The organism is Xanthomonas vasicola (assembly GCF_000772705.2).
Classification (GTDB): domain Bacteria; phylum Pseudomonadota; class Gammaproteobacteria; order Xanthomonadales; family Xanthomonadaceae; genus Xanthomonas; species Xanthomonas vasicola.
In genome coordinates this window covers 38,795-50,557 of record NZ_JSBW02000011.1, presented here as the reverse complement: position 1 = coordinate 50,557, position 11,763 = coordinate 38,795, and the positions used below count along the sequence as shown (strand labels likewise).

9 protein-coding genes and 2 pseudogenes are annotated in these 11,763 nt (G+C 58.2%); 2 read left to right on the top strand and 9 right to left on the bottom strand.

Annotation, left to right across the window (positions count from 1 at the left end):
• Positions 1 to 163 precede the first annotated feature (163 nt).
• From NX05_RS02645 to NX05_RS02620, 9 genes and pseudogenes are all read right to left on the bottom strand, one after another.
• Positions 164 to 2,059: pseudogene (locus NX05_RS02645) on the bottom strand (peptidase domain-containing ABC transporter); the annotation flags it as partial.
• Positions 2,060 to 2,062: 3 nt separating this feature from the next.
• Positions 2,063 to 3,106, bottom strand: coding sequence for a rhomboid family intramembrane serine protease (locus NX05_RS21565; RefSeq protein ID WP_230597609.1), 1,044 nt, complete (start codon positions 3,104 to 3,106; stop codon positions 2,063 to 2,065).
• A gap of 329 nt (positions 3,107 to 3,435) precedes the next feature.
• Positions 3,436 to 3,837 carry a hypothetical protein gene (locus NX05_RS02640; RefSeq protein ID WP_126922605.1) on the bottom strand — a complete coding sequence of 134 codons (402 nt, stop codon included), beginning with the start codon at positions 3,835 to 3,837 and terminating at the stop codon, positions 3,436 to 3,438.
• A gap of 50 nt (positions 3,838 to 3,887) precedes the next feature.
• Positions 3,888 to 4,085 carry a hypothetical protein gene (locus NX05_RS23505; protein WP_126922602.1) on the bottom strand — a complete coding sequence of 66 codons (198 nt, stop codon included), beginning with the start codon at positions 4,083 to 4,085 and terminating at the stop codon, positions 3,888 to 3,890.
• A 203-nt stretch (positions 4,086 to 4,288) separates the two neighbouring features.
• Positions 4,289 to 5,008, bottom strand: a complete 720-nt coding sequence (locus NX05_RS24650) for a S49 family peptidase domain-containing protein (protein WP_253956507.1) — start codon at positions 5,006 to 5,008, stop codon at positions 4,289 to 4,291.
• Between the two features lie 93 nt (positions 5,009 to 5,101).
• Positions 5,102 to 5,242: a hypothetical protein gene (locus tag NX05_RS23500; RefSeq protein WP_155282145.1), complete on the bottom strand. Its 141-nt coding sequence runs from the start codon at positions 5,240 to 5,242 to the stop codon at positions 5,102 to 5,104.
• A gap of 153 nt (positions 5,243 to 5,395) precedes the next feature.
• Positions 5,396 to 6,640, bottom strand: a complete 1,245-nt coding sequence (locus tag NX05_RS02630; RefSeq protein ID WP_039431015.1) for an HlyD family secretion protein — start codon at positions 6,638 to 6,640, stop codon at positions 5,396 to 5,398.
• A complete protein-coding gene (locus NX05_RS02625) occupies positions 6,637 to 6,915 on the bottom strand; it encodes a hypothetical protein (protein ID WP_039431017.1) in 279 nt (92 codons plus the stop codon). The genes NX05_RS02630 and NX05_RS02625 overlap by 4 nt, the downstream gene beginning before the upstream one ends.
• 323 nt (positions 6,916 to 7,238) lie before the next feature.
• A pseudogene (locus tag NX05_RS02620) lies at positions 7,239 to 7,446 on the bottom strand (hypothetical protein); the annotation flags it as partial.
• A 343-nt stretch (positions 7,447 to 7,789) separates the two neighbouring features.
• Between NX05_RS02620 and NX05_RS02615 the strand changes: the two are divergent.
• Both NX05_RS02615 and NX05_RS02610 read left to right on the top strand, forming a co-directional pair.
• On the top strand, positions 7,790 to 9,253 hold the full coding sequence (locus NX05_RS02615; RefSeq protein WP_039431018.1) for a glycoside hydrolase family 125 protein: 1,464 nt from the start codon (positions 7,790 to 7,792) through the stop codon (positions 9,251 to 9,253).
• Between the two features lie 140 nt (positions 9,254 to 9,393).
• Positions 9,394 to 11,736: a GH92 family glycosyl hydrolase gene (locus NX05_RS02610; RefSeq protein WP_039431020.1), complete on the top strand. Its 2,343-nt coding sequence runs from the start codon at positions 9,394 to 9,396 to the stop codon at positions 11,734 to 11,736.
• The last annotated feature ends 27 nt before the right edge of the window (positions 11,737 to 11,763 follow it).

Genomic DNA, 11,763 nt, shown 5'->3' with positions numbered 1-11,763 from the left:
GCTGACGCGCAAAGCGTTAATGCCTGCTGCGGGGAAGCTGTGCCTGTAACCCAGGCAACACCCCGCAAACGGCCGAAACCGGCAAAAAATCGGCGATTTGAGCGCCCTCAGCGCGGCGGATGCGGTTTGCTTGGTTTCCCGGTCGCGTTGATCAGACCATCCCTAGGAAGAGCAGCTTCGGTTGCCGATACAGCGCACGCGCGAGAATAATCCGCTGCTTCTGGCCACCCGAAAGCGAACTCCCCATGTCGCCGATCAGGCTGTGATAGCCCATCGGCATCGCGGCGATATCCTCGTGCACCGCCGCCAACTGCGCCGCCGCCTCGATCCGTTCCAGGTCGAAATCCGTATCGAAGAAACCGATATTGTCGGCGATACTGCCTGCGAACAATTGATCGTCCTGCATCACCACGCCGATCATCGCGCGCACATTGCGCGGGCCGAGTTTATGCAGATCGTGCCCGCCGATCCGGATCGTGCCCTCGCTGGGCGTGAGTAAACCCAGCAAGAGTTTCACTAGCGTTGTCTTGCCGCAACCAGACCCACCAATGATAGCCACCGATTCCCCCGGTGCAATCGTGAAACAGCAGTCCTTGACCACCCACGGCTCGCCGTCGGCGTAGCGAAACGACAGCCCTTCCACCGCGATGCTTGGCTCGGCGGGTGGCAGCGCGTGCGGTTGTGCGTGATGCTCTTCCGGCGGGGTCAACACGATATCGGCCAGCCGCTCGCCGTGCAGGCGCAGCATGCGGAACTCGATCCATTTATCGATCAACCCGCTCACGCGCATGGCGAACTGGTCCTTGTAGGCCAGGTAAGCGACCAGCATGCCGACCGAGAACACATTGTCCAGCGCCAACCTGGCGCCGATCCAGATCACCGCGATGCGCTCCAGGCCGAACACCAACTGGCTGGCCGTATTGAAGCCCAGGGACATCCGCGCCAGCTTCACGTCCTGATTGACGGTGTCGTTGAGTAAGTTCTCGTAAGTGGAACGGCGCACCGATTCTTCACCGGCCACTTTCAAGCTTTGCATGCCACGCAGCGATTCCAACAAATGCGTCTGTTGCTTGGCCGCGGCCACTAACTGTTGTTCGGTACGGTCGCGCATGGGCCGATAGGCAATGGCACGGATGACAAGATAGAGCGCGACCGCCAGCAGCGTCACCAATGCCAGCTTCCAGCTATAAATGAGCATCAGCACCAACGTCACCAGCGCCATCACGCCATCGATCATCGCCTCGACGAAGCTGGTGGTAAGCGTGTGTTGAATGGTCTGCACCGAGGACATGCGCGAGGTGACATCGCCCAGGTGCCGCTTTTCGAAAAAGTCCAGCGGCAACTTGAGCAGGTGCGCGAACACGTTGCCCATCCACTGCAATCCGAGTCTGGAGGAGAGAGACACCACCGACCAACCACGCAGCAGGCCAATGCAGACTTGCAACAGCAGCGCCAATCCGAACCCCAGCCCCAGCACCACGAGTAAGTCGCGGTCCGCCGACACCAGCACCTGGTCCACCACCCATTGCGTGTAGAACGGCGCCAGGATGACGAAGACCTGCAACGCCAGCGACAACAACGCGATCTGCGACAGCGCACTCCACAGCCCACGGATGGGGCCGGTGAGTTGGCGTGCGGAAATGGAGGGTGCTGCCTTGTGCTGTTTGAACTCGGTAGTAGGCGTCAGCTCCAGTGCCACGCCGGTAAAGTGCTGGGATACCTCGCTGAGCGATAACCTGCGCTCGCCGATGGCCGGGTCGAGGATAGTCGCTTTGGTTTTTCCAACCTTGGCCAGCACAACGAAGTGGTTGAGATCCCAGTGCAGGACGCAAGGCAGGGCGAGTTGATCCAGATGTTCCATCTCCAGCCGCAGCGGACGGGTGGAGAAGCCCAGCGTCTGGGCAATCTGGACCAACTGGTTGAGTCGGATACCCTTGAGCGACAAGTGGAAACGCCTGCGTAACTCGGGCAGGCCGAGTTGCATGCCATGCGCCGACGCCACCATTGCCAATGACGCCAGCCCGCATTCGCTTGCTTCTGCTTGCACAATCGCTTTCATCGCTCAGCTTGCTCCAGTGGCCGATGATGCCAATATTGGTTTTTTAAGCTCATGCTTGAATCCTATCTCCCAGAAGCCAATCGCAAGCCCCAACAGCAAACCTGATGCATGCGCAAACCAACTCGTGCGAGGGGAGAGCAAGGAGGAAGCCAGCATCGTTGCCAATGCGAAATATGCAAGCAGCCACCAGAGAGCCGGCGGGAATATCTGACGATTGCGTAGCGATATACCGACAATCCATCCATATAACGCAAATACTCCACCGGAGATGCCGAGGAATGCGTCCGAGCCGACCCAATGCGGGAGGAAGGTCAATAAAAATGCGGGCAACAATACCCCGGATAAGAACGTCAGCCAGATAACCAGCGCCCGGCCAAGCGAGAAAGAAAGCCCGGCTGCAACCATAAGTAAAGAAAAGTTAGAGGTCCAGTGTGCAACACCGGAATGCAGGAAAGGCCCACTGAAATAGCGCCATGGTTGGTGCGGCGCATCTTGGAAAACAAGCCCGTACTGCTCGATCAGGCCGAAAAGGCTGCCGGCGCGTGTCTGCAGGTAGAGTTGAATTCCACCGATCGCCATCATCATGACGGCGATTGAAAGCGGTTGCTTGCTCGGCTGCAGATAGCACCATGCGGAAAACCGAGAATATTCGCATAGACTGGATAATCTTCGAAAGATAAAAATATATTGAAGAAATAAATATATAGCAAACAATATAACGGCGGCACTTGCCTTGACGAAGTAGGTGGTGTTTTTTTCAAGGCTTAAAATTGCAAAGCATAGTGCCATGCACAACATCATGGAAAGTAATAAAATGCATTGAAAAAGGATTCTTTTTTGAATTTGACGCGCCATGCTTCCAAAGCAAATTGGGGGCAGCATTGATTTTTCGCCTGGGATCGACACGATGATCGGGTCGAATGGATGCCATTGCCAAGTCGCGCGTCGTACTGCTGATTCACCCTCTAATCGACGTCCCCAAGGCGGCCGCCATGCTGACCATCTGTCTGGCGTGTGGGGAAAACTCTCGTCTGAATTCCAATGCATGATGCATGTTTCCAATGCGCAATACTGCGCTATTATCCCGGTAGCCGACTGATCTGGTTAAATAAATTCTGAAATATTGGCCTTGGACATAATGTTCTTTATGGGAGTGAATTCCGAGAAATTTTTTTATATGCAAAGACTGAAATGATAACGCCAATAAAAATCACAATGCAGTAAGAATTATGTAATCATAAAGGATTGCGGAAATCATCCAGACTAGTAAACATATGCATAGAGCAGACAGGAGTGCAGGATTTTGTTCGTGTTAATGTTATTGATTGGTGATAAATAATCGCCTCCATTATTTTCCATGAATTAAATTTATATTTTCAATACTGGTCTCCCGAAAAGTAGTCTCGCCTTATTCCTGCCGATTTCTCCGCCTTTATTTTTGATTGATATGGGCGAACAATTAACCAGAGGGTAAAAACAATTATCGCGCCTGTAACCCAGTATCCAAGTCCAAGAAAAAATCCATAGGAACGGATTAGAAAGATGATTGACAAAAGCAAGTAAACTACCAGCATTCTGAAATATACGACATGCCCCTTGTGAGAGCCAAGGATGTAATTATAGATTGACATTAATCCAAGGGCATAAAAGAAAGTTCCAGTCAACCATCCAATTAGTGGAAATGGCCATTCTTCATGCACTATGAAAGAAATGGCAAACAATACAAATGAAACTATGGCTATCGTGCATGCAAGAATCTTCTTGTGAATGGCTTTCATTTTTATTTCCTGCATGATGTCCCCGAGAGTACTCGGGGACATCATAGTTATTAAAGCGAATCAGTAAGGACAAGAGCGAGCTTCATGCTTCCTCCCAGGCCGAGCGCGAATGCTCCAGCACCAGCTAGTACGCCCGTGCTTACAGCAAGTGCGCCTCCTGCAATAAGTAAATCCGCATAGCCATTGAACTGAGATGCAGGGCTGCCGCCACTCACTTCCATGATTTCTTCAGTTGTCATATCGCGCATCGTACTTCTCCACTGATGATGGTGCATACCTTGCACCGTAGGCGCCCGCTATTGGCTGGCGATCTCACTCACGAAGCGCCCTGAAAATCTTGATTACAGGCATCGCTCCGTCGATCCATCAAAATCATTCACTTACCAAGCGACAACAACGGTTCAAACAGCCACCTGTAAGCAGACCCATCAATGCATCCACTGGAAATGCCTTACTTGTCCAATACGAAGTTCGACTTGATACCAGCCTTCTTCATAGCATCTCGAACCATCTCGTCGGTATATTTCTGGCAATACTGTAGCCCATTAACTCCATATTTTTCCAGCGTAGCGCGCTGAGGCACCCATACAGACGGGGTGGTTGTATAGGTATACTCCGCGGTCTTTTCATCAAATTTGTACTCATCCAATTTTCCAGGATTCTTCCTTACCTGCTGATCCGCACGTTCCAGGATTTTATATTTCACGCCAGCACGAGTGTAAAAAACTCTCTCCTCGGCATGAAATTTCTCCAGCCAATCACGATATTTCGCCCCCAAAGTCCTGGGTCCTCCTTCCGCCATCAACATGGCCTCCCCCTCATTCCCGGTAGGCAACGTCCCATGCCAACCAAGAACCGCCCCACAATCGACAGTCAACGACGAGGCTGCCATCGCAATATAAGTGGCGCATGCTGATAGGCATATTCCATCGACTTTCACTTCAACCGGACGGCGTCGAACAATGTCTTCGGCAATTTTAAGCGCAACCAAGGGGTAGCCACCTAAGCTATGGACAACAATTTTTGAATAGCCGCCCTTCGCGATCTCGAAATATTCGACATCTGAATTTGAATCAACGTCACCGCGCAACTCTATAGCATCCGAAGAAACCCTCTTCCAGTCTGCATGCAGATTTCCACAGAAAAAAATAGTTACAAGAAGGAATGTCATCCGGATTGTAGAGTTAATCATTCGCAGGGCTCTTCGTGGATTTTCATAAATGAGGCATCGACACTAGGTCGATGCCTCATGGTGAATTAAAAATCAGCCTTTTGCGTGGCACTCAACCGTTGTTGTGGTCGTGGTGCTGCCATCGGGGTTTTTGGTAACAGTCTTGGTGTATGAACAACCGGCTTCAAGCCCGCCAGCAACAGCAATTGTTTCTTCAAGAGTCAACTCACGCATATAACACCTCTTACAGTCAATTTGACGCAAACCCTGCGCCGGGGAAAATCAACCTTCATTTCACATCTAGGAATATTCTCTGGCGATCTCACTTGCAAATCGCCCCTGAACATCTTGATTGCAGGTATTGGTCTATTGATCCATCGAAATCATTCACTTATCAAGCGAAAACAAAGGTTCAAACACCCATTCGATCAGCCTTCTGCGCTCGCCGATGATGTCGGCCTGCAACAGCATCCCCGGCTTGAGCATCTCGGGCTTGCCGTAGGCCATGACACTTTGCCGACCCAGCGCGACGGTGACGCGGTAATACGGCTCCCCCTGCTGGACATTGCCGATCAACGCACCCAGTTCACTCGAACTCAGCGCACTGCGGCTGATCCGGCTCAGTCGGCCTTGCTGGTGACCAAACTTCTGATACGGGAAGGCTTGATAGCGCAGCAGCACGGTATCCCCAGGGGCGATAAAGCCGATGGCGCGGCTGGGAACCAGTAATTCGGCTTCCAGGCGTCCATCGCCCGGCACCACGCTTAGCAGGGGTTGCCCGAGCTGGATCGCTTGCCCTGGTTTTGCCATCTGTGTGGCCACCACGCCTGCCACGGGCGCCGTCACCACCAAGGCGCCATTGACCTGGGTTTGCACCTGTTCCTGTTCCACCGCCGCCGCATCCCGTCGATAATCGGCCTGCACGCCCCCGCGTTGTCCCGGCAAGACACGCAGTTGCTGTTCGATCTGCGCCGCGCTGCGTCGCATTTCGGTCGCCTGCCGCTGCAAGGCCTGCATCTGGCTGGTGTATTCCAGCGCGCTGGATTCCTGCTGCTTGATTTGCAGCACGCTGACGTATTTGTCGTCCTGCAATTGGCGCCAGCGTTGCAGCACTTCATTGGCAAGCGCGATCTGGTTGCGACGGGTAGCGATTTCTGCGTCCACCTGCACCAATTCCTGGCGCAGATTGGCCAACTGCGCACGCAAGCCCTGTTCTTGTGCATCCAGTTGCTGCAACTGCGCTTGCTCGGACGATTTCAAGCCTTCGCCGCGCTGGCGCAATTGGTGTTGCAGTGCCGCCTGCGTGTCGCCGCTGCCCAGGGTCGCGCGCGGGACCGTGACCACGCCGAGTATCTGTCCGGCCTTGACCGGTTGCCCTTCGCTGACCTCCAGCCGGCTCACGACGCCGGTGGCCGGCGCCATCACCGTGGACAGGCCTTTGATCGGCACCAGGTGCCCGGTCACCGTGGAGCGGTGGGCATAGGTGCCCAAGCACAGGAAGACCACGACGGATGCCGCCACGATGACGGCGGCGCTGGCAAGCATCCATGCCCGCACGGGCTGCGCCAGGGAGATGCCGCCCAGCCAACTGTTGTGGCGTGCTTGCAGCACTTCCTGGCGGAACAGGGTCATGGGGCGTTCTCTCGACTGCTACGGCCGGTTGCATGGCGAGCGGACACCGCCATCGCGCACAGGGTGAATGCGCCGATCAACGTCGCGCATAGGATCGGTAACGCCTGCTCCGGTCGCCCGGCGGTTGCCTGGATGCAGCGTGCGCTCAGCATCGCCGCGAGAAGGGCGGCCAGCGTCGCCCAATTGAGCCGGACACCACGAAACCGGACGATGCCGATAATCGGCAGGGCCAGGACAATGCTGTCCAGCAATAGCGAGGAGAGAGATTGAAACATGTCACATCGATCCTTCGAAAACGGCCCACATGGAAAGCGAGCGCGCGGTGGCAATAGCCAGCCTTATCCTTGGCGCACATTCTTAACCAGCGAATGCGCAGCTGTAAAGCACAAAGGGCGTGTCGCCGCTCTTAACTTGAATTCGTACCTCCTGCGGTTATGTCTGCGGATGCCGAGGGTCTCCAAACATTTCGATAGAGCAGGCATTCACCGGTTTGCATCGCGCATCAATTCGATAATTACTAAATGAATATATTTCAGTTATTTTAATATCACTTATTGCGCAATTATGTTCGATCCCGACGGCTCAACCGTTGATTTTTTCATAATGCTCTTTCTTGGTTAGCTCGGACGCGCAGCCCATGCACCTTGCGTGCAATGCGCAGAACCGGCTCCGGACAGGTCTTGCACTTCATCATTGCCATGGCGAGTGGTAGCAGCATCCGGCGCAAGCAGGACCGGCGACTGAAACGGTAGGCAACGTCGGCATGGCCGTCTTGCGTATCGTGCTTGCGCGCAGGCGCGATGGACGCTGCGATGACGCATTCAACCTGCGGGAGCATCTCGCGGCGCATCGTGAGCGGGAAGGTGTCACCGCCCGCGCCTGGCGATGCTCGCGTGCCCGGCAGGCCGGTCAACACAGCCCCCCTCTGCATCTCCTCCGCAAGTGGTCCGTGTCAATCGCCGTTGGCGACGGCCCGGATACGGGCAGACGGCGCCGAATTGTGCGGCCGCACTATGCACATTCGGCGCACACGTTGTATGGTCATCGAGAATTGGTCATGCATAGGTCTCATCCTTAGCCGGCAGGTAGCGCGGCCCTGGAGCGGCACTGGCGTGCAGGCCTGCTGCCGAATCCAAGGAGTTCCAGGTCATGCATACCCGCCGCGACATCCTTCAGCTGCTGGGCGCAAGTGCCGGCGCCGGCCTGCTCGCCGGTGCCCTGCCCGCCTTTGCGGCCGCACCCGCCGCTGGCGCATCCAGCGCGGCTGGCGCCTTCGTCAGCAAGCGCCCGCCCAAGGCGCAGCGCCGTTTCGTCAGCAAGGCGGTCGAGCAACAGATTGCGCAGATCAAAGCGCGCATCGCCGACCCGGAACTGGCCTGGCTGTTCGAGAACTGCTACCCCAACACGCTCGACACCACCGTGGAAACCGGCACCCGCAACGGCAAGCCGGACACCTTCGTCATCACCGGCGACATCCACGCGATGTGGCTGCGCGATTCGTCCGCGCAGGTGCACCCGTACGTGCCACTGGCCAAGCACGACCCGGCGTTGCGGCGCATGTTCCATGGCCTGATCCAGCGCCAGGCTGCGTGCATCACGCTCGACCCCTATGCCAACGCGTTTCTGCCCGACCGCCAGACCCAGCGCCTGAAGTGGTCGCTCAACGACATCACCGAGATGAAGCCCGGTGTGGGCGAGCGCAAGTGGGAAGTGGATTCGCTGTGCTACCCCATCCGCATCGCGCACGCATACTGGCGCGCCACCGGCGACGCCGCACCGTTCGACGACGACTGGCGCGCGGCGATGCACGTGGTGGTCAAGACCTTCCGCGCGCAGCAGCGCAAGGACAACCGTGGCCCGTACGTGTTCCAGCGCCCGTCGCCGCTGGCCACCGAAACGCTGGTACTGGAAGGCTACGGCCAGCCGACCAAACCCAACGGCATGATCCACTCGATGTTCCGCCCTTCCGACGACGCCTGCGTATTCCCGCTGTTCGTGCCGGCCAATTTGTTCGCGGTCACCTCGCTACGGCAACTGGCGGCGATGAGCACGGCCTTGCATCGCGACACCGCCTTCGCCGCAGAGTGCACCGCGCTCGCCGATGAAGTGGAAACCGCCACCCGCCAGTTCGGCCAGCAGCGCGATGCCGACGGCCAGGCGTATTGGGCGTTCGAAGTGGACGGCTTCGGCAACCAGTTGTTTATCGACGACGCCAATGCACCCGGCCTGCTCAGCCTGGCCTACCTGGGCTGCTGCGACCGCGCCGACCCGGTGTTTCTGCGCACGCGCCAGCTGGCCTGGAGCGAACGCAACCCGTATTTCTCGCGCGGCAAAGCAGCCGAAGGCGTCGGCAGCCCGCACAGCGGCATGGGCACCATCTGGCCGATGTCGATCATTCAATACGCACTGGTCAGCGACGACGACGCACAACTGCGCCAATGCCTGCAGTGGTTGAAAACCACGCATGCCGGCACCGGCTTCATGCACGAAGCCTTCGACAAGGACAACCCGAGCACCTTCACCCGCGACTGGTTCGCCTGGGCCAACACCTTGTTCGGCGAACTGATCATCGACCTGCATCAACGCAAACCCCAGCTGCTGCGCAGCAGCTGATTATACGAAGCGCGCAATCTACCTTCCCAGGCCGATTACCGCGCAGCGCTTGATGTTCCCTTTTCCCGCCGGGAGAAGGTGCCCGCAGGGCGGATGAGGGTGCCCCGGCATCGGCCCGCAAAAATTCCGAGACCACACACATGGCAACACGACGCGGTTTTCTCCAAGGCGCTATCGCCGCAGCACTGTTCGGCAGCGTTGGCCTGCCCAGCCTTGCCCGTGCGCGCGCCGGCAATTACGCACTCCCGGCCGATGCGCGCACCCGTGCCGATCTCACCAAGCATGTGGATGTCTTCATCGGCACCGGCGGCCATGGTCACACCTTCCCAGGCGCCACATTGCCATTCGGCATGGTGCAGTTGAGCCCGGACACCTATAACGCGGTGTGGGATTCGTGCTCCGGCTATCACGAGTCCGACGGCTCGATCATGGGCTTCTCGCACACGCATCTGTCCGGCACCGGCATCGGCGACATGCTGGATGTCCTGCTGGTGCCCGCCACCGGCGAGGTCAAACTGGTGCCCGGCCCGCTCGACAATCCGGACGCCGGCTACCGCTCGCGCTACGACCATGCCGACGAAGCCGCATCGCCCGGTTACTACCGCGTGCGCCTCAAGGACAGCGGCGTGCACGCCGAACTCACCGCCACCGCGCGGGCCGGCCTGCACCGTTATCACTTCCCCAAGGGCAAGCCCGCGCACGTGTTGCTCGACCTGTGCCATGGCATGCAGGACAAGCCCGGTATTCCCACCCGCGTCAGCGATGCGCAGCTACGCGTGGTCGACGAACGCACGCTCACCGGCGGGCGCCGCGTGTACCAATGGGCGCAGGGCCGCTACATCTATTTCGCCATGCGCCTGTCGCGGTCCTTCAAACAGGTGCAGTTGTACAACGAGGACCAACCGCTGGCCGCCGGCACGCGTAGCGTCGACGGCACGCAGCTCAAGGCCGCACTGCATTACCCGGATGCCTCCGACGCCCCGCTGCTGATCAAGGTCGGCATCTCCGCCGTCAGCGCTGACAACGCGCTGGCCAACCTCGACGCCGAACTGCCGGACTTCGACTTCGCGCGCGTGCATGCGCAAGCCGTGGCGGCCTGGGAAAAAGAACTCGGCCGGGTGCGCATCGACAGCGATGACGAGGCGCAACGGCGCATCTTCTACACCGGCCTGTATCACAGCCTGCTGGCGCCCACGCTGTTCTCCGACGTGGATGGCCGCTATCGCGGCATGGATTTGAAGATCCACAGCGCGCCCAGCGGCTATCACAACTACAGCACCTACTCGCTGTGGGACACCTACCGCGCATTGCATCCCTTGCTGACGTTGGTGCAACCCGAGCGTGTGCCGGATCTGGTGCAATGCCTGGTGCGCGGTGCCAACGAATGCCCCGATGGCGTGGGCATCTGGCCGCTGCAGGGCGTGGAAACCGGCTGCATGATCGGCTACCACTCGGCCGTGGTACTGGCCGAGGCGCACGCCAAGGGCTTCACCGGCATCGACTACAAGGCCGCGTGGCCGGCGTACCGCAAACGTGCAATGGACGACACCACTCACGGTCTGGGCGAGTACCGCAAGCTGGGCTATATCCCCGCAGACAAGGTGGACGAGGCAGTCAGCCGCACGCTCGAATACGCCTACGACGACTGGGCCTGCGCGCACCTGGCGCAAGCGGCAGGCGCCAGCGCCGATGCACGCGCATTGCGCGAACGCTCGCGCAACTACCGCAACGTATTCAATCGCGACAGCGGCTTCGTGCAGGCGCGGCTTGCCGACGGCAGCTGGGCCAAACCGTTCGACCCGCGCGGCATGGGCCACTTCGCAAAATGGCGCGATTTCACTGAATCCAACGCCTGGCAGGCCACCTTCCTCAACCAACACGATCTGTACGGGTACATGGATTTGTACGGCGGCCGCGACGGCTTCGTCGCCAAGCTGGACGAGCTGTTTTCCACCAGCTCCGAACTGCCTGCCGATGCACCGCCGGATATCGATGGCATGGTCGGCCAGTACGCGCATGGCAACGAGCCCAGCCATCATGTGGCGTATCTGTTCGCCTACGCCGGCCAGCCATACAAGACCCAAGCGATGGTGCGCCGCTTGCTGCGCGAGCAATACCACGACGCGCGCAACGGCCTGTCCGGCAACGAAGACTGCGGACAAATGAGCGCGTGGTTCGTGCTCAGCGCGCTCGGTCTGTATGCAGTGGATCCGGTCAGCGGCAACTACATCGTGGGCAGCCCGTTGTTCAAGCGCGCCACGCTGGATGTGGGCAACGGCCGCACGCTGCGCATCATTGCCAACAACAACAGCGCGCAAAACGTGTACGTGCAATCGCTGAAGTGGAACGGCACACCGACCAACCGCGCCTGGCTGCGTCATGCCGATCTTGCCGCAGGCGGCACGCTGGAGTTCGAGATGGGCGCCAAACCCAACCCGGCCTTTGGCGCGAACAAGCAGGATTTACCGCCGTCGTTTTCGTAGTCAGAGCCGCTCTACGTATCGGCACGC